Below are 17,647 nucleotides of genomic sequence, written 5' to 3'. Positions count from 1 at the left end.
TCAATGTGCTTCTATAGCACTGGTTTTTATCTGAAAAAGGAGCACTTGTGATAAAAGACGGAGACTTCATCGCCATCTTCAACTCCATCCATCGTGTCATGGAGGCGGAGCGTCTGCTCAAGGACCAGGGGCTGAAGATCCTGCTCATTCCGGCACCGCGCACCCTTGCCGCGGACTGCGGGCTCGCCATCCGCTACGCGGAAGACGTGAGGCCGGAGGTGGAAGCGGTCCTTTCCGAGGCCGGCCTTTTACCGCGCGACCTGTACAGAAAAGTCGGAGACAACTTCGAAAAGATAGGAGAAAAGCAATGAGTAAGCTCGACGTCAGGGGCATGGCATGTCCGCTGCCGGTGGTGCAGGTGAAGAGGGCGCTCGAGGCGGCCCAGGGGGAGGAGCTCCACGTTCTTCTCGACGACGGCGCACCGCGCGAGAACGTGAAGCGCTTCGCTCAGGGACGCGGCTACCAGGTGCAGGAGGAAAAACTGGAAGACGGCTTTGCCTTCACCATCACCGGTGCAGGCGCAGGTGCGGCGACCCCGGCGCGCGAGGCCGCCCCCGCTGCGGCAGCCGGCCCGACCGTGATGCTGATCGGCACGGATCGGATGGGCGACGGGGCCGAGGAGCTGGGGCGCCTTTTGATGAAGAACTTCATCATCACCCTCCTCGATCTGAACGAACTGCCGGACCGCATCTTCTTCGTCAACTCCGGAGTCCTTCTCGCCGCCGAAGGGTCCGAGGTGGTCGAGGCGCTGGAGGAGTTGGGCAACCGCGGCGTCGAAGTTCTCTCCTGCGGCATCTGTCTCGACTTCTACAAGAAGAAGGAGCACCTCGCTGCCGGAGGCGTCACCAACATGTTCACCATCGCGGAAAGCATGCTGAAAGCACGCTCGGTGGTGCGGCTGTAACTAACGTCGTGGCCGATAATTTCGCTTGACAATTTGCGCTTCTATCCACTAAAGTGACTCTCTTGCCGCGGGATACCTGTGCGCTTTTGTCGGCACGCGCGGTTTTTTGAGAAAAATTAACTCGTCATTTCGATGACTTATGGGTTCATAGATGTTCGCGACTCTTTCCGATAAACTCGACCTGGTTTTCAAGAAGCTCCGTGGTCAGGGTGTGATGACCGAAGACAACGTCAAGGACGCGCTGCGTGAGGTGCGTCTTGCGCTCCTCGAGGCCGACGTTAATTTCAAGGTCGTCAAGGATTTTGTCGAAAAGGTTCGCACGCGCGCCGTCGGCACCGAGGTGCTGCAAAGCCTCGCCCCCGGGCAGCAGGTAATCAAGATCGTCCATGACGAGCTCGTGCTTCTCATGGGGGGCAGCGAGGACAATTCGCTCGATCTCGCCGCGAAGCCGCCGGTCGCCATAATGCTGGTCGGTCTGCAGGGCGCCGGTAAGACGACATCCTGCGGCAAGCTCGCCAAGTTCCTTAAGGCGCAAAGGAAGAAGCCTCTCCTGGTGCCGGCCGACGTCTACCGCCCGGCGGCGATCGAACAGTTGAAGGTGCTCGGACGCCAGCTCGACATCGAGGTGTTCAACTCGCTGGCGACCCAGAAGCCGCTCGACATCTGCCGCGAGGCGCATCGCTACGCGACCCTGAACGGCTTCGACGTCATCATCTACGATACCGCCGGCCGCCATCAGATCGACGATTACCTGATGGAGGAGCTGGAAGGGATCCGCGACGAGCTCGCACCACGCGAGATCCTGTTCGTTGCCGACGCCATGACCGGCCAGGAAGCGGTGAACGTGGCGCAGGGCTTCAACGACCGCCTCGGCATCACCGGCGTGATCCTCACCAAGCTTGACGGCGACGCCAAGGGCGGTGCGGCTCTTTCCATCAAGGCGGTCACCGGCAAGCCGGTCAAGTTCGTGGGCTTAGGCGAGAAGCTGGACGCGCTGGACGTGTTCCACGCCGACCGTCTCGTCTCCCGCATCCTCGGCATGGGCGACGTGCTCACCCTGATCGAGAAGGCCCAGGCTACCTTCGACGAGAAGGAAGCGACCCGCCTGCAGCAGAAGATGAAGAAGAGCGGCGGTCAGTTCGATCTCGAGGACTTCCGCAACCAGCTGCAGCAGATCAAGAAGATGGGTTCGCTCGAATCGATCATGAACATGATCCCCGGCATGGGTAAGGCGATGAAGCAGATGCAGGGCGCCCAGCCTTCGGAGAAGGAGCTGAAGCGGATCGAGGCGATCATAGATTCCATGACGCCCAAGGAACGCGCGAACCACACCATCATCAACGGCAGCCGTCGTTTGAGGATCGCCAACGGCAGCGGGACCAGCGTTCAAGAGGTCAACCAACTCCTGAAGCGTTTCACCGAAGCTCAGAAGGTCGTCAAGCAGTTGCAGAAGATGGGTCCGAAGGGCCTTATGAAAGGGATGAAAGGAATGGGTAAAGGGATGCTCCCCTTTTAACCTGTCGCCTTTGACTATTGCACCAACTATAGATACAGTTACCAGACTCACAAAAACAATACACGCAATGGCGGATCTCAAGGATCCGAGAATACCAGGAGGAAGAAATGGCAATAAAGATCAGACTTGCACGTGCGGGCGCTAAAAAGAAACCCTTTTACCAGGTAGTAGTTGCTGACTGCCGCAGCCGCAGGGACGGGCGTTTCATCGAGAACGTCGGTACCTACGACCCGAACAGGGAGCCGGCGGTTTACAACCTGGAAGAAGGGAAGACCCTTGAGTGGCTCGGCAAGGGCGCTCAGCCGACCGACACCGTCAAGCAGATCCTGAAGAAGACCGGCATCTGGGAGAAGTTCGTAGCCCCTGCCGCTTAATATCTCTTAGTACCGGCCAGCCGGATATCCCACACTACAGAGGATAGCGACATGAAAGAGCTTGTTGAGACCATCGCCAGGGCACTCGTAGACGATCCCACCCAGGTGAAAGCAACCGAGGAGTTGGAAGAAGAGACCAACGTAATCAAGCTGACCGTCGCAAAAGAGGACATGGGGCGTATCATCGGCAAGGAGGGTCGCACGGCAAAAGCGATCCGTACTTTGCTTAACGCTGTCTCAACAAAGGACAACAAGAAAGCCATCCTTAAAATCGTAGAGTGATAGATGTCCGGTAGTAAAAAAGTATTGATCGGCAAGATCCAGGGACCACACGGGATCAGGGGACAGTTGCGGGTCATCCCCTTCGCGGGGGATGCTTCGAGCATTTCGCAGCTTAAAAGCGTTTTTCTCAAGTCTCCGAAAGGGGCCATGGAGGAATTCTCCGTGGTCTCCGCCAAAAACAACGGCAAACGGATCATCCTGACCCTGAAGCCGTTTGACAACATCAACCAGGTGCTGCACCTGGTCGGCAGCGAGATATATGCCGACCGGGTGGCGCTCCCGGAACTCCCCGACGACGAGTTCTACTGGTCCGACCTCCTGGGGCTCCAGGTTTTTACGTCGGATGGGGAAGAGCTGGGAGAGCTGGTCGATATCATCGAAACCGGCAGCAACGACGTCTACGTGGTAAAACACAACGGGCGCGAGGTGCTTATCCCCGCACTCGAGGACGTCGTATTGTCTGTTGACCTGAAGGCAGGACGGATGACGGTCTCTCTTCCCGAGGGGCTGCTCGATCTATGAAGTTCGACATCCTGACCCTCTTCCCGGCGATGTTCGAAGGGCCGATGACCGAGAGCATCCTGAAGCGCGCAAGCGACAAGGGATTGATCGAGGTGGCCCTGCACAACATCCGCGACTGGGCCTTCGACAAGCACGCCACTGCCGACGACTCTCCCTACGGAGGGGGTGCCGGCATGGTGATGAAGGTCGAGCCGATCGCGGGCGCCATCGAGGCGGTCAAGAAGGTGCGTCCGGCTTCCAGGGTGATCCTCACCACGCCGGGCGGTCGTCCTTTCACGCACCAGGTGGCCGAGGAGCTCTCCCGCGAGGAGGGGCTCATCATCATCTGCGGGCGCTATGAAGGGGTCGACGAAAGGGTGCGTGCCCTGTTCGTCGATGACGAGATCTCGCTGGGGGACTTCGTCCTCACCGGCGGAGAGCTCGCCGCCATGGTGGTAGTCGACGCCGTGTCCCGGCTCGTGCCGGGTGTGCTGGGAAGCGAAGAGTCCGCCCAGTACGATTCTTTTGCAGACGGGCTTTTGGAGTACCCGCAGTACACGAGGCCCCCCGAATTCAGGGGTGAGAAGGTTCCCGACATCCTCCTTTCCGGCAACCACGCCGAGATCGCCAAGTGGCGCAGGAAGGAGCAGATCAGGAGAACGCTCGCCTCACGTCCCGAGCTCCTCGAAGGGATCGAGTGGAGCAAGCAGGACAAGAAACTTCTGAAAGAGCTGGGGCTGGACCCCCATATGACTAAGGGGCTCGCATGACCTCGGCAGCTAATTTCAGCATGGCGCTGATCCACTTCCCGGTGTACGACAAGCACAAGGACGTGGTGGCGACCTCGGTCACCAACCTGGATATTCACGACATGTCGCGCATGGCCCGGACCTTCGGTCTCGCCCGCTACTACATCGTGACCCCGGTTGCGGAACAGATAAAGCTCGTTGAGAAGGTGCGTGAGCATTGGCTCTCCGGTTGGGGCTCCACCTACAACCCCAAACGGAAGATGGCGCTCGAGACGCTGCAGTGCGAAGAGTCTCTGGAGTCGACCATCGCCGACATCGAGAGCCGCACCGGACGCAGACCCAAGGTGGTCGTGACCGGCGCCTCCGGCAGGCCCAACAGCGTGAGCTTTGCCGAGCTGAAGGATCTCATCGACGCCGACCCCGAGCAGCCCTATCTGCTGCTTCTCGGCACCGGTTGGGGGATGATCGAGCAGGTGTTCAACAAGGGTGATCTGGTGCTGGAGCCGATCAAGGGAGCTGGGGATTACAACCACCTCTCGGTACGCTCCGCGGCGTCGATCATGCTGGACAGGCTTTTCGGGCGCTAGGCGCCGCATGGATAGAGAGCAGTCGAGGTAATGCAGGTTAACTGTCAGTATTAAGTCTTATGCTAGAGGTTCCAGATAAGGGAGGAAGTACCAAATGAACAAGATTGACATGATTGAAATGGCGCAGATGAAGAAGAACATCCCGGTTTTCGTTCCCGGCGACACCATCAAGGTGCAGGTGAAGATCGTCGAGGGTGACAAGAGCCGTATCCAGGCTTTCCAGGGCGTGTGCCTCGGCCGTCAGAACGGCGGCATTCGCGAGTCCTTCACCGTGAGGAAGATCTCCAACGGCGTCGGCGTGGAGAGGGTGTTCCCGCTGCACTCCCCGTCCATCGAGGCGATCGAGGTAGTGACCCGCGGCCAGGTACGTCGCGCGAAGCTCTACTACCTGCGCAAGCTGCGCGGCAAGGCTTCCAGGATCAAGGAAAGGAAGTACGTCGCAGGCCAGTAACAGGCTCGCAGTTAAAAGCCCCGGTCCAGCGACCGGGGCTTTTTTTATTTAAACCCAAAACGGCAAACCGCTGGCCACGGAGAAAAACTGAGAAAATCCGAGAAAGGCTAAAGGCTTTGAGGTTAACCCCAAATTCTTTTGCTTTTAAGGTTTTCTCCGAAGTCCTCAGATTTTCTCCGTGGCTAATGGTTTTAGGTTTTATCATGACCGGTCTCTTCGACACCCCTGACTCTCCCATCGACATGCTCGCCCTCGAGGCTCAGGCGTTGCGGCGCGGCTACGCCCGGATTGCCGGGGTGGACGAGGCGGGGCGTGGTCCGCTTGCGGGACCGGTGGTAGCTGCCGCCGTCATACTGCCGGAGGGGGTGCTCCTCCCCGGGGTGAACGACTCGAAGCAGCTCTCCGAGGAGAAGCGGGAAGAACTCTTCGACGTCATCCACCGTGAGGCGGTCTCCGTCGGCGTCGGCATCGGCGATCACGCCCTCATCGACAGCATCAACATCCTCCAGGCGACCCTGCGCGCCATGAGCGATGCGGTGCGCTCCCTGAGTGTCACCCCCGACTTCATTCTCATCGACGGGATCTCCAGCATTCCGATGAACATCCCCCAGCGCACCGTGAAAAAAGGTGACTCTCTGAGCCTCTCCATCGCCGCCGCCTCGATCATCGCCAAGGTGACCCGGGACCGGATGATGCTCGAGTACGACGTCCGCTATCCCGGATACGGCTTCGCGAGCCACAAGGGGTACGGCGCCGCCTCGCATCTGGCCGCCATTGCGGAACTCGGGCCCTGCCCGATCCACCGCAAAAGCTTCAGCGGCGTGAAGGAACATTGTCTCTCCGACCAGGATACCGTTTCGCGTGAGCGTGAAACCGGCCTCTTTTCTTTCTAGTATTTTTCCAGCCAAGCTACACGCCCACAGAACTTGCTGCTACACTGTTGTCTTGTTTGCGTGACGCGCTGTCTCAACAGGGGCGACTATGCCAGTCAAAAGCGGTAACAGTGCACTAGGCGGAGTGGGCGAGTCGATCGCCGTGACCTACCTCAAAGGACAGGGTTTCAAGATCGTCGAGTGCAACTTTCGCGCTTCCTGCGGGGAGATAGATATCGTGGCGAGAGATGGGCGTACCATCGTGTTCGTCGAGGTGAAGTGCAGGAACAATGACAACTACGGTCCGCCGCAACTGGCGGTGACGCCATTCAAACAGCGGCAGATATCGAAGGCGGCACTCGTCTGGCTGTCGCGGAAGAAGCTCTACGATGCCGAGGCGCGCTTCGATGTCATCGCCATCATGCTGCATGACCATGACGTGCCGGACATCGAGCATATAAGGAACGCCTTCGATCTGGCATATTAAAGCGGTGGCTATCGCCACTGCCCAGGCCACACCATGACTCCTCCCCCTACGGGGTGGGATTGTATGAACTGGAACCACAAGGAGGAAATTACATGCAGGTCGTAGCAGCTATCTACCGTCTGGCCATCGCTCTCTGGCTCGGAGGCGCCGCACTCTTCACCTTCGTGCTCACACCCATCCTGTTCCGTTCGGAAAGCCGCGACGTTGCCGGGCGCATCGTCGGCCTCTTCTTCCCCGGATACTTCCGCTGGGGCATCGCCTGCGGCGTGATCGCCATCGTCTGCCGCCTCGTCATGGGCGGGAAATGGACCGCACCCGCCGCCGTCATCATCGCCCTCATGCTCACCCTCTCCTCGTTCCAGGCCTTTTACATCGAGCCGAAGGCCGCCGAGATCAAGAAGCAGATCGTCTCTTTCGAGACCACCCCGAAGGATGACCCGATGCGCAGGCAGTTTTCCAAGCTGCACGGAGTCTCCGCGGTCTGCAATCTCTCTGTCATAGCGGGCGGCGTTGTGCTGGTGATCCTGCTTTAACTCATGAAGCGGTTTACAAAGCCTCTGCCGCTGTGCTAGAAAAGAGAGAAAAAATTGCGGAGAAGCTCATGGATTTTACCGTTGCCCTGGCTCAGATCAAACCGAAGCTGGGCTGCCTGGACGACAACATGGCGTTGGCCGAGGCCGCCATCGAGAAGGGGATCGCCGCAGGTGCCGACCTCGTTGTGTTTCCCGAGCTGGCTCTCACCGGTTACTTCTTGAAGGATCTTGTGCCCGAAGTGGCGCTGAGCCTGGACTCCCCCCAGATACAGAGGCTGAAAAAGCTCTCCGAACGCATCTCGATCGCCATCGGTTTCGTCGAGGTCTCCTCCGACTTCCGCTTCTTCAACTCCGCGGTCTACCTTGAAGCCGGGGAAATCCGCCACGTGCACCGCAAGGTCTACCTTCCCACCTACGGTCTATTCGACGAGCAGCGCTACATGGCTCGCGGCGAGCGCTTCCGCGCCTTCGATACCCGTTTCGGCCGCGTCGGGATGCTGATCTGCGAGGACATGTGGCACCTCTCCGCCCCCTACATCCTCGCCATGGACGGCGCCATGACGCTCATCTGTCTCTCCTCCAGCCCCGGGCGCGGGGTGACTGAGTCGGAAGGTCTCGGCTCGGCGGCGGCGTGGCAGAAACTCACCTCGACGAGCGCCATGTTCCTCAACTGCCGCGTTTTCTACTGCAACCGAGTCGGCTACGAGGACGGCATCAACTTCTGGGGCGGCTCCGAGGCCATTTCACCTTCCGGAGAGGTCACCGACCGCGGCGCGCTTCTCGAGGAGGACTTCGTGCTGGCCAAGGTGGACGGCGGGGCGCTCAGGCGCGAGAGGATCTTCTCCCCCATGATGCGGGACGAGAACCTTGCCATCACCGTGAAAGAGCTGAAACGCATCGACAAGGAGAAAGACTGCTAATGGCGGGCTTGACGGTTAATACAAATCTTCTGCGCCGGATCCTGGTGGGGTTCGTGCGTGACGAGGTCTGCAAGGTCGGGGTGCGCAAGGGGGTGCTCGGTCTTTCCGGCGGCATCGATTCCGCGCTGGTAGCCTACATCGCCGCCGAGGCGCTGGGGCCGGAGAACGTCTACGCCTACTGCATGCCGTACCGGACCAGCAACCCGGAGAGCGAGGCGCATGCGCGGCTCGTTGCGGAGAGCCTCGGGATCAACTTCAAGGTCATCGAAATCACCCCGATGATCGACGCCTATTTCAACATCACCCCGGACGCCGACAACATGAGGCGCGGCAACAAGATGGCGCGCGAGCGCATGACCATCCTGTACGACCACTCCGCTTCGGTGGGCGGTCTCGTCTTGGGCACCAGCAACAAGACCGAGTTGCTCCTGGGGTACGGCACCCTGCACGGCGACATGGCGAGCGCCTTGAACCCGATCGGCGACATCTACAAGAGCCAGGTGTGGGAACTATCCGAGGCGATGGGCGTGCCGCGCGAGGTGATCGAGAAGAAGCCCTCCGCGGACCTGTGGGCGGGGCAGACCGACGAGCAGGAGCTTGGTTTCACCTACCGCGAGGCCGACGAGCTTTTGTACCGCATGGTGGACCAGCGCATGAGCCGCGAGGAACTGATCGCCGTCGGTTTCGACGCGCAGTTCATCGATAACGTAGCGAGGAAGGTGCAGGGCTCCCACTTCAAACGCCGTCTTCCCATCATCGCCAAGGTATCCAACCGCACCATCGACCGCGACTTCCGCTACGCGCGGGACTGGGGGAAATAGAACGAGTTCTACGTTCTAAGTTCTACGTTCTACGTTAAAGGCCTGGCTTTTAAACCTAGAACGTAGAACGTAGAACGTAGAACGGCTTCTGCCGTTATGTCCGGAACTCTCTACATCGTCGCCACGCCGATAGGCAACCTCGAGGACATCACGCTGCGCGCCCTGCGCATCCTGAAGGAAGTCGACCTCATCGCGGCCGAGGATACGCGCCACTCGCGCAAGCTCCTCACCCACTTCGGCATCTCCAAACCGCTCACTTCCTATTTCGACCACAACAAGGAATTGAAGGGGGACCAGATCCTGGACCGGCTGCGGGAGGGAAAGAGCGTCGCCCTCATAACCGATGCCGGCACCCCTTGCATCTCCGACCCCGGCTACCAACTCGTGCGCGACGCGGCGGCCGACGGCATCTCCGTCGTCCCGATCCCGGGCGCCTGCGCCGCGATCACCGCACTCTCCGCCTCGGGCCTCCCCACCGACTACTTCAGCTTTGCGGGCTTTCTTCCCAACAAGCAGGGGAAAAGACGCGAACGGCTGCAGTCCCTCGCCTCCGAGCGGGCGGTGCTGATCTTCTACGAGTCCCCCAAGCGCCTGTTGGCGACCCTGGAGGAGATGCTGGAAACGCTCGGTGACCGCGATGTGGTGGTGGCGCGGGAATTGACCAAGATGTACGAGGAATTTCTGCGCGGAACCCTTTCCGCACTGATCGAAGAGGTGCGCGGGCGGGAGGTGCGGGGCGAGGTGGCTATCCTGGTGAGCCCGGCGCCGGAGTCCGGCTCCGACGACGGGCCGGGGATGGAAGAACTGCTGCAAAAGTACCTGGCGTCCGGGGATATGTCGCTAAAGGACGCCGTGAAAAGGGTGACCCGGGAAACCGGTCTTCATAAAAGCGCCGTCTACGCGGAGGCGCTGCGCATCAAGGGGTAGTATTGGCGGAGCCTTTCTTTTAGCAGAGCCTGCTGCCGTTCGGGACCGGGCGTTCCGGGGAGGCGAGAACGATGTCGCCGTTCTCGTCGGCAAAGCCGGTCACGAGGACCTCGGAGAAGAAGCGCCCGATCTGCTTCCTCGGGAAGTTGCACACGCCGATCACCTGCCTCCCGACCAGTTCCTCGCGGGTGTAGTGTTTGGTGATCTGGGCGCTCGACCTCCTGACCCCCGCCTCGCCGAAATCGATCAGCAGCTTGTAGGCCGGTTTTCTCGCCTCGGGGAACTCCTCCACCTCGAGCACCGTCCCGACCCGCAGCTCCACCTTCTCGAAATCCCCCCACGTTATCTCGGCCATCTCACTTCCCCCTTCCAGCGAAGAAGCGCTTGAACGCGGCAACGGTCCGCTCTACGTCGGCGCGCTCCACGTCCAGGTGGGTGACCAGGCGGATCATGTCCCCTCCGCCGATCAGGATCCCCTCGGCGGCCAGCGCTTCGCGCAGCGCGTCGGCGCTTCCGGCGGGTGGGGTGACGAAGAGGATGTTGGTGCGGGCCTGGCTTACCAGAAGCTCGTCGATATGGGAGAGCCCGTTCGATAAAAGCTCTGCGTTCTCGTGGTCATCGGCCAAGCGTTCAACGTTTTGTTGCAGCGCGTGGATCCCCGCAGCGGCGAGTATCCCGGCCTGCCGCATCCCGCCGCCGGCCACCTTGCGCCAGCGGTGCGCCCGGTTGATCAGTTCGGCGCTGCCGCAAAGGACCGAGCCCACCGGGGCGCCGAGCCCCTTGGACAAGCAGACCGATACGGAATCGAAGTGGCGCGCAACCTCGCGCACCGGCACACCGAGGTAGACGGCCGCATTGAAGACACGGGCGCCGTCCAGATGCATCGCGAGCCCCAGCTCTTTGGCGACGCCGGATGCCTTCTCGAGGTAGGAAAGGGGGAGCACCCTGCCGCCCTGGGTGTTCTCCAGGCAGAGGAGCCTGGTAACGGCATGGTGGTGATCGGCGGGCTTCACGGTGCGGCGTACCCTGTCGAGGTCGAGCGTGCCGTCCTCCTCGAAGTCCAGGGGCTGGGGCTGGACACCGCCGAAGATGGCGCCCCCTCCTCCTTCCCAGCGGTAGATGTGGGCGTCCTGCCCGGCTATGTACTCATCCCCGCGTCCGCAGTGGGACAAAAGGGCGGTCAGGTTGCTCATGGTGCCGCTGGGGACGAAGATCGCCTTCTCCTTCCCGAGGAGCTCGGCGGCCATTCCCTCGAGCCGGTTTACCGTCGGGTCCTCCCCGTACACGTCGTCGCCTACCTCGGCCGCTGCCATCACCCGGCGCATCGCCTCGGAGGGGCGCGTCACCGTATCGCTTCTAAGATCTACCGTTTTCATCTGCTCCTGCTTCCTCCCTATTCGAATTGCTCTACTTACGCCGCGCTTTGAAGCGGCTCTCCCAGATCGGCGTCGCCGCGGTCATCTCGATCCCGTGGTCGGGGTTCGCCGCCAGGTGGCGCAGGATGTTGAACACCGTCTCCACCTCTTCGGGACGCGCGAGCGTCATGGCCAGGTCCTCGCAGGTGAACTCGCGGCTCGGCTGGCGCCGCAGCATCTCCAGGATCTCCCCCTGCAGCTTCAGCACCACTCCGGCCGCTTTCTTCCCCGCCTCGACGCCGGGCTGGTGGTAGGCGTTCACGTTGATGAGCGAGGCGTAAAAACCTACGGCGCGCTCGTACAGGGCGATCAGCGCCCCGACGGTGGCCGGGGTGATTTCGCGGATCGTGATGGTAAGCGATTCCCGCTCCTTTTCATAGAGGGCGCTGCGTGTCCCTTGCAGGAATCCGGAGAGGTAGTCGCCGGAAGTGGCTCCGGGTTCGACCTCGAACGAGGCCTCCTCCCGGTCCTTCAGCACCTCGATGAAGGTGGCAAAGAAGTTCGGCACCCCCTCGCGCAACTGCTGCACGTAAGCATGCTGATCGGTGGAGCCCTTGTTGCCGTAGACCGTTATCCCCTGCAATACAAGGTTGCCGTCCCGGTCGAGCTCCTTGCCCAGAGATTCCATGATGAGCTGCTGCAGGTAGCGGGAGAAGAGGATCAGCCGGTCCTTGTAGGGAAGGAGCACCATGTCGCGCGCCCCTTTGCCCTGCGTTGCGTGGTACCACGACAGGGCAAGAAGCGCCGCCGGGTTCTCACGGGTCGAGCGGCTCCTCGTGCTCTGGTCGCAAAGCCTGGCCCCATCGAGCAGACGGTCCACGTCGATCCCCTGCAAGGCCGCCGGGAGAAGACCTACCGTCGAGGTGACCGAGGTGCGACCGCCGACCCAGTCCCACATCGGGAAGGTGGCGAGCCACCCCTCCTGGGAGGCGGTACGGTCGAGCTCGCTGTCGCAGCCGGTGACGGCTACGGCCTGGGCCGCGAAATGCAGCCCCGCTTTCTCAAAGGCCCGGCGCGCCTCCAGCATGCCGTTACGGGTCTCCTTGGTGCCGCCGCTTTTCGAGATCACCACGGCAAGGGTGTGCTTGAGGCCTGCGCCGATCTCGGCGACGGCCTTGTCCATCCCGTCCGGGTCGGTGTTGTCGAAGAAGAAGACGCGCATCCGGTCGCGGGTAGTCCCGAGGCTGTCGGCGACGAACTGCGGGCCGAGGGCCGAGCCGCCGATGCCGATCACCAGCAGGTTCACGAACTTCTGGTTGTCCGGCGCGGCGATGTTTCCCTGGTGCACCGAGGCGGCGAACGCCTTCACCGACGCAAGGGCACCGCGGATCTCCTCGCGAAGCTCAGCCGTCGGTGCGAGCTCCGGCGCCCTCAGCCAGTAGTGCCCCACCATGCGCTGCTCGTCGGCGTTCGCGATGGCCCCTCTCTCCAGTTCGGCCATTTCCTGGTAGGCCTTCTGCATGCGCGGTTCCATCTCGCTTGGAAAGGTGTCGGCATAATTCATCCGGCTCGTGTCGACGGAAAGCTCGAGCCCGGCATCGTGGTAGAGGCGGCCTTTGTACAGTTCCCAAAGCTGCTTCTTCTGCATGTACCCTCCTGCGGCGTTCGTTAGTGTGAAGGGGGCTTCTCTCTCATGTGCGTCGGGGCATCATATCATAGATTAGTTTTTGTTCAAGCAAAGCGGAGAGGGAGTCCCGGGGGGGGGCGCTTTCCGCGCCTGACGCCAGGCGTGAGCACGCGCCCCAAGTTGTCGCTCTTTGCACACCGAGCCCCTCTTTGTGCAAGGTGTGAACAACGGGGAAGGGCGCGTACACGGGGGCGTGCTGTGTCTGGCGGTGTGAAAAATGACGGAGTTACGGTGGTTTATGCGGAGTTGTCGGCGGGGCGCCGAATTGGTACGGCTGTTGTAGGGCAAAGGGTACAACGGAGCTTGATACCGTCACTGGGAGGTGGACCATGGTGGACAAACATGCTGGCGCGTGTATGGAAGGCGACGGGTTCGGCGCGATGGAGGTGGTACTGGTCAAACGGCAGCACCCTCCTCGGGGGGAGCGTGTCGCCGTGGTGCTCACCCTGGCCTGCGACCCGGATGTCTGGCGACTGGTGAACGAGGATATGGACGAGATCGCTGCCAATCTTATGAGGGTACGAAAGATGAACACTGAAAAAAGGATACATGTAGACGAGAACGCACGGCTTTTTCAGGGGAGTCTCGAGCCGTTTTTCACCCTCATCTCCGCGACCGCGAAGGAGCACGTCATGGACAAGCTCTCCGCCTCGCTCAGAAAGGCGCTGCTGCTCATGGCGATGGAGCGCTACGACTGTAACCGCGAGAAGGTCTGCAGGGCCCTGGGGCTCACCAGGACGAAACTGGACAAGGAACTGAGACGCTGCGGACTGCTGGCGCAGGATCAGCAGGCGGCGTGAAACAAGGGGCGGGCCGAAAGGCTCGCCTTCTTTTTTGCCTTTATTTTCAACCCTATCTCCTCATCCCTCCGTTCTTTCAGCCCCTTTCCCGTAGACGAAATGCCTTGAATAATGAGTGCGATTTTGTTAGAGTGCTGCGTCGTTTCCCATTAAAATTGCCAGCCCACTGGCACTGAAAACGGCGCGAATTCGTGCCGTTCATATTTTTGAGCGTTATACGCCGTAGCGCTAGTCGCAGAACCGAGGCCTGATATGGATGCAGCGCTTGCCCTCATCGGGGAAGACCTGAAAAACGTGGAACTGCAGTTCAAGAAAGACCTGCAGTCGGATGTCCCGCTGATACGCAAGGTGGGTGAATATGTACTTTCCAGCGGCGGGAAGAGGATCCGTCCGGCCCTGGTGCTTCTGGCCGCCAAGCTGTGCGGCTACGGCGGCGACCGCAGCGTCCCGCTCGCCAGCGTGGTGGAGTTCATCCACACCGCGACGCTTCTGCACGACGACGTGGTGGACAACGCGAACCTGAGACGCGGTCAGGCCTCCGCCAACACCCTCTGGGGTAACGAGGCCTCGGTTCTCGTCGGCGACTTCCTGTTCTCGAAGTCCTTCTCGCTCATGGTCGCCGACGGCGACCTAAACATCCTGAAGGTGTTGGCCGACGCCACCACCATCATAGCCGAAGGCGAGGTGCTCCAGCTCGTCTGCACCAGCGATCTCGACATCACCATCGAGCGCTACATCGACGTGGTGCGGAGCAAGACGGCGATACTGCTGTCCGCCGCCTGCGAGGTGGGTGCCATCCTCGGGGGCGCCGTTCCCGAACTCAGACAGGCGCTGGCTGACTACGGCATGGACCTCGGCATCGCTTTCCAGCTCATGGATGACACCCTCGACTACACCGCCAGCGAGGAGCAGTTCGGCAAGAGCATCGGCCACGACCTCGAGGAAGGGAAGATCACCCTGCCGCTCATCCATACCTTGAAGCTCTGCAGCGAAGAAGAGCGCGACCTGGTCGCCTCGGTGGTGGAGAAGGAGCTTCTCTCCGACGAGGACTTCGAGCAGGTGCTGGCCCTCGTGCAACGCTACGGCGGCATCGAGCACACCATCGAGTCCGCGAGAGAGCACGTCACCCTTTGCAAGGGACACCTGGCGAAGTTCCCGGCCGGCCCGGTCCGCGAGGCCCTGGCGGAACTGGCCGACTACGTGGTCACCAGGGTCAAATAACCGTCTCAAGCCCCGCCATTTAGCGGCGCCGCGAGCCCGAATTTCGAAAAAAGACATACCCCTTCCGCTTTGTCACACCATTAATGAGCGCCGGTTACCCGGCGCTCATTTGTGTTTTCAAGGCATCACGGGCTTTTTGCCGTTGCCGTGCATCTGCCCCGCTCCTTGGTGCGGTTCTTGCTCTCTGAGCCTGACTTCATTTTATGCGAACTGTTTTTCGGGGGGAGATGTGGACGAAGAGATGTTGCTGCACTCGTCTGAGTTGGAAGTTAACGGTGAAACCTTCAGCATAAGCGTCTTCTGCAGCGCTGCCGGCCGCTTCTTCGCCAAGACCTGCCTTGGAGAGGACGACTTCATCATCACCGACGGCCCTTCGCTGACGGAGACCCTGAAGCGCCATGAGGATCTGCTGCCGCTCGCGGTAGGCACCCGCGAGCTGACCCAGTGCTACCTGGGCAACCCGCGCAGGCCCAGAATGCGCCGCCCGTAACGAAAAGCCGTGCCCCTTCGGGCGGAACGGCCCCTTTTCCTGCGCCACCTTTTAGGTGGTGCTCGGCCTTCTTTTTTCTTTTTCCCGCCTTATTAGATGCGCGCCCCCTTTCGCGCCGCCCACGCCCGCTTCCCCGCCGCTTGACTCCCAAGCCCCGCTGTCCCGCGTCCGAGATGAGAAGGTCGGCGGGGGGGTGCTCATTATAAAAAGGGTTGCCCTGCCCCGGCAAATCGGTTACAAATTGACGTTGGCGTTCCATTAATATCCCGTCACCATCGTCAGGAATCCCATGCCCCCAAAGATCCTCATCATCGACGACGACAGTTCGCTGCGGCGCGTTCTCGAGTACAACCTGGAGCAGGAGGGGTACCACGTCTACACCGCCGAGGACGGGGCGGCCGGCCTGAGGCTTTTCGAGGAGAAGTCGCCCCAACTGGTGATCACCGACCTGAAGATGCCGGGGATCACCGGCTTCGAGGTGCTCTCGGCGGTAAAGGAGCGGGCCCCGGCAACGGTGGTGATCGTGCTCACCGCCTTCGGCGCCATCGATACCGCGGTGGAGGCGATGAAACTCGGGGCTTTCCACTACCTCACCAAGCCGTTCAACCGCGAAGAACTGAAGATCACCGTGCTGAAGGGGCTTCAGCTCCAGGGGCTCTCCGAGGAGAACCGCCTGCTGAAGGAGGAGCTCTCGGGGCGCACGGAATTCAACAGCATCGTGGGGACCTCCCGTGCCATGGAAGGGGTCTTCTCCGTGGTGCGCAAGGTGGCCGATACCGAGGCCACCGTCCTCATCACCGGCGAGTCCGGGACGGGGAAGGAGCTCGTGGCCCGGGCCATTCACTCCGGCAGCTCGCGCCGGGAAGCCCCCTTCGTCGCGGTGAACTGCGCGGCCATTCCGAAGGACCTCCTGGAAAGCGAGCTCTTCGGGCACGTGAAAGGCGCCTTCACCGGCGCCATACGCGACAAGGAAGGGAAGTTCCAGCTGGCCGACGGCGGCACCATCTTCCTCGACGAGGTGGGGGATCTCCCTCTCGAACTGCAGCCCAAGCTCTTGAGGGTGCTGCAGGAGCGCGTGGTGGAGCCGGTCGGCGGCACCTCGCTGCAGAAGATAGACCTGAGGGTGGTCGCCGCCACCAACGCCGACGTCGAGCGCTCCATCGCGGAGGGGAAGTTCCGCGAGGACCTCTACTACCGCCTCTGCGTCATCCCGATCCAGCTCCCGCCGTTACGCGAGCGCGTCGAGGACATCCCGCTCCTGATCCGGTATTTCTGCGCCAAGTTCGGGGCCGAAGGGGTCTCCTTCACCAAGGAGGCGCTCGCGCGGCTCAAGGAGTACGCCTGGCCCGGCAACGTGCGCGAACTGGAGAACACGGTGGAGCGCCTGCTGATCATGCGGGAGGGGGACCAGATCGGGGTGGACGAGCTCCCCGGCAAGATCTCCGCCGTCGCACCTCCTGCCGAAGGGGGGGTGCTGCGCCTCCCGGCCGGCGGGTATTCGCTCGAGCAGCTCGAGATGGAGGCGGTCGTGGAAGCGCTCAACCGCTGCGACTGGAACCAGACCGCGGCGGCCAAATTCCTGCGCATCCCGCGCCACACGCTGATTTACAGAATGGAAAAATACAGTATCGTACAACCGGGGAGGAAATGATGAGGCGTTTGTTCGGTTTATTGTTGCTGGTCGTACTTTTTGCCGGTGTCGGGTGTACCAAGAAGGAGGCCGCGCTGCCGGCCACGGAAGGAAACCCCGCTCCGGAATTCACGCTTAAGGACCTCTCCGGAAAGTCGGTGCAGCTCTCCTCCCTCAAGGGGAAGGTGGTGCTGGTCAACTTCTGGGCCACCTGGTGCCCCCCCTGCCGCGAAGAGATTCCCTCCATGGTCAAGCTGAACCAGGCGATGCAGGGTAAAAACTTCCAGATGCTCGCCATCTCCATCGATGAAGGCGGCAAGGGGGCCGTCGAGGACTTCTTCAAGCAGGGAGGCGTCACGCTCCCGGCCCTCCTCGACACCGACGGAAAGGTCGCGCGCCTCTACGGGACCACCGGGGTCCCCGAGACCTTCGTCGTCGACACCAAGGGGGTGATCGTCAAGAAGGTGGTCGGCGGCATGGACTGGAGCCAACCCCAGGTGATCCAGGCCCTCGAGCAGTTGATGGCAGGCAAGTAGCAGG

General features: G+C 61.3%; 23 protein-coding genes. 20 read left to right on the top strand and 3 right to left on the bottom strand.

What is annotated here, in order from left to right:
• Nucleotides 1-47 precede the first annotated feature (47 nt).
• The 15 genes from D6Z24_RS00200 to rsmI all read left to right on the top strand — a co-directional run bounded on the left by D6Z24_RS00200 (nt 48) and on the right by rsmI (nt 9,924).
• Entirely contained in the window at nt 48-311 is a 264-nt protein-coding gene (locus tag D6Z24_RS00200; protein ID WP_129124531.1) for a DUF3343 domain-containing protein, read from the top strand.
• Complete coding sequence (yedF, locus tag D6Z24_RS00195) at nt 308-904, top strand: sulfurtransferase-like selenium metabolism protein YedF (RefSeq protein WP_129124530.1); 597 nt, start codon at nt 308-310, stop codon at nt 902-904. Before D6Z24_RS00200 ends, yedF begins: the two co-directional genes overlap by 4 nt.
• 151 nt (nt 905-1,055) lie before the next feature.
• On the top strand, nt 1,056-2,420 hold the full coding sequence (ffh, locus tag D6Z24_RS00190; RefSeq protein ID WP_129124529.1) for a signal recognition particle protein: 1,365 nt from the start codon (nt 1,056-1,058) through the stop codon (nt 2,418-2,420).
• Nucleotides 2,421-2,527: 107 nt separating this feature from the next.
• The gene (gene rpsP, locus D6Z24_RS00185) at nt 2,528-2,794 is read left to right on the top strand and encodes a 30S ribosomal protein S16 (RefSeq protein WP_129124528.1); all 267 of its coding nucleotides are present in this window, start codon (nt 2,528-2,530) and stop codon (nt 2,792-2,794) included.
• A 51-nt stretch (nt 2,795-2,845) separates the two neighbouring features.
• On the top strand, nt 2,846-3,076 hold the full coding sequence (locus D6Z24_RS00180) for a KH domain-containing protein (protein WP_129124527.1): 231 nt from the start codon (nt 2,846-2,848) through the stop codon (nt 3,074-3,076).
• A gap of 3 nt (nt 3,077-3,079) precedes the next feature.
• Nucleotides 3,080-3,598: a ribosome maturation factor RimM gene (rimM, locus tag D6Z24_RS00175; protein ID WP_129124526.1), complete on the top strand. Its 519-nt coding sequence runs from the start codon at nt 3,080-3,082 to the stop codon at nt 3,596-3,598.
• Nucleotides 3,595-4,347 (top strand): tRNA (guanosine(37)-N1)-methyltransferase TrmD, encoded by a 753-nt coding sequence (trmD, locus tag D6Z24_RS00170; RefSeq protein ID WP_129124525.1) that lies wholly within the window; start codon nt 3,595-3,597, stop codon nt 4,345-4,347. The genes rimM and trmD overlap by 4 nt, the downstream gene beginning before the upstream one ends.
• Entirely contained in the window at nt 4,344-4,913 is a 570-nt protein-coding gene (locus D6Z24_RS00165) for an RNA methyltransferase (RefSeq protein WP_129124524.1), read from the top strand. Before trmD ends, D6Z24_RS00165 begins: the two co-directional genes overlap by 4 nt.
• Before the next feature lie 94 nt (nt 4,914-5,007).
• A complete protein-coding gene (gene rplS, locus D6Z24_RS00160; protein ID WP_129124523.1) occupies nt 5,008-5,364 on the top strand; it encodes a 50S ribosomal protein L19 in 357 nt (118 codons plus the stop codon).
• Between the two features lie 203 nt (nt 5,365-5,567).
• Nucleotides 5,568-6,257: a ribonuclease HII gene (locus tag D6Z24_RS00155; protein ID WP_129124522.1), complete on the top strand. Its 690-nt coding sequence runs from the start codon at nt 5,568-5,570 to the stop codon at nt 6,255-6,257.
• An 88-nt stretch (nt 6,258-6,345) separates the two neighbouring features.
• Nucleotides 6,346-6,723, top strand: coding sequence for a YraN family protein (locus tag D6Z24_RS00150; protein ID WP_129124521.1), 378 nt, complete (start codon nt 6,346-6,348; stop codon nt 6,721-6,723).
• 92 nt (nt 6,724-6,815) lie between these two features.
• Nucleotides 6,816-7,256, top strand: coding sequence for a DUF4149 domain-containing protein (locus D6Z24_RS00145; RefSeq protein ID WP_129124520.1), 441 nt, complete (start codon nt 6,816-6,818; stop codon nt 7,254-7,256).
• A gap of 68 nt (nt 7,257-7,324) precedes the next feature.
• Entirely contained in the window at nt 7,325-8,176 is an 852-nt protein-coding gene (locus tag D6Z24_RS00140) for a nitrilase-related carbon-nitrogen hydrolase (protein WP_129124519.1), read from the top strand.
• Nucleotides 8,176-8,997, top strand: a complete 822-nt coding sequence (locus D6Z24_RS00135; protein WP_129124518.1) for an NAD+ synthase — start codon at nt 8,176-8,178, stop codon at nt 8,995-8,997. Before D6Z24_RS00140 ends, D6Z24_RS00135 begins: the two co-directional genes overlap by 1 nt.
• A 96-nt stretch (nt 8,998-9,093) precedes the next feature.
• The gene (rsmI, locus tag D6Z24_RS00130; protein ID WP_129124517.1) at nt 9,094-9,924 is read left to right on the top strand and encodes a 16S rRNA (cytidine(1402)-2'-O)-methyltransferase; all 831 of its coding nucleotides are present in this window, start codon (nt 9,094-9,096) and stop codon (nt 9,922-9,924) included.
• 19 nt (nt 9,925-9,943) lie between these two features.
• Here the strand turns inward: rsmI and D6Z24_RS00125 are convergent, their stop codons facing one another.
• Genes D6Z24_RS00125 through D6Z24_RS00115 form a run of 3 tightly spaced genes read right to left on the bottom strand, consistent with a single transcriptional unit; the run spans nt 9,944 to nt 12,927 of the window.
• A complete protein-coding gene (locus D6Z24_RS00125) occupies nt 9,944-10,279 on the bottom strand; it encodes a tRNA-binding protein (protein ID WP_129124516.1) in 336 nt (111 codons plus the stop codon).
• Nucleotide 10,280: 1 nt separating this feature from the next.
• A complete protein-coding gene (gene ltaE, locus D6Z24_RS00120) occupies nt 10,281-11,300 on the bottom strand; it encodes a low-specificity L-threonine aldolase (protein WP_129124515.1) in 1,020 nt (339 codons plus the stop codon).
• 31 nt (nt 11,301-11,331) lie between these two features.
• Entirely contained in the window at nt 11,332-12,927 is a 1,596-nt protein-coding gene (locus D6Z24_RS00115; RefSeq protein WP_129124514.1) for a glucose-6-phosphate isomerase, read from the bottom strand.
• Nucleotides 12,928-13,295: 368 nt separating this feature from the next.
• Here D6Z24_RS00115 and D6Z24_RS00110 point away from each other — a divergent pair, with 368 nt between their 5' ends.
• From D6Z24_RS00110 to D6Z24_RS00090, 5 genes are all read left to right on the top strand, one after another.
• Nucleotides 13,296-13,766, top strand: a complete 471-nt coding sequence (locus D6Z24_RS00110) for a hypothetical protein (RefSeq protein WP_129124513.1) — start codon at nt 13,296-13,298, stop codon at nt 13,764-13,766.
• A 252-nt stretch (nt 13,767-14,018) separates the two neighbouring features.
• Nucleotides 14,019-14,987 (top strand): polyprenyl synthetase family protein, encoded by a 969-nt coding sequence (locus D6Z24_RS00105; RefSeq protein WP_129124512.1) that lies wholly within the window; start codon nt 14,019-14,021, stop codon nt 14,985-14,987.
• A gap of 229 nt (nt 14,988-15,216) precedes the next feature.
• A complete protein-coding gene (locus tag D6Z24_RS00100) occupies nt 15,217-15,477 on the top strand; it encodes a hypothetical protein (RefSeq protein ID WP_246014521.1) in 261 nt (86 codons plus the stop codon).
• A 289-nt stretch (nt 15,478-15,766) separates the two neighbouring features.
• Nucleotides 15,767-17,128 (top strand): sigma-54-dependent transcriptional regulator, encoded by a 1,362-nt coding sequence (locus tag D6Z24_RS00095; RefSeq protein ID WP_129124511.1) that lies wholly within the window; start codon nt 15,767-15,769, stop codon nt 17,126-17,128.
• Nucleotides 17,128-17,643 carry a TlpA disulfide reductase family protein gene (locus D6Z24_RS00090; RefSeq protein ID WP_129124510.1) on the top strand — a complete coding sequence of 172 codons (516 nt, stop codon included), beginning with the start codon at nt 17,128-17,130 and terminating at the stop codon, nt 17,641-17,643. The genes D6Z24_RS00095 and D6Z24_RS00090 overlap by 1 nt, the downstream gene beginning before the upstream one ends.
• Nucleotides 17,644-17,647: the final 4 nt, after the last annotated feature.

The organism is Geomonas oryzae (genome assembly GCF_004117875.1).
Classification (GTDB): domain Bacteria; phylum Desulfobacterota; class Desulfuromonadia; order Geobacterales; family Geobacteraceae; genus Geomonas; species Geomonas oryzae.
This window is presented reverse-complemented; position numbering and strand designations above follow the sequence as displayed.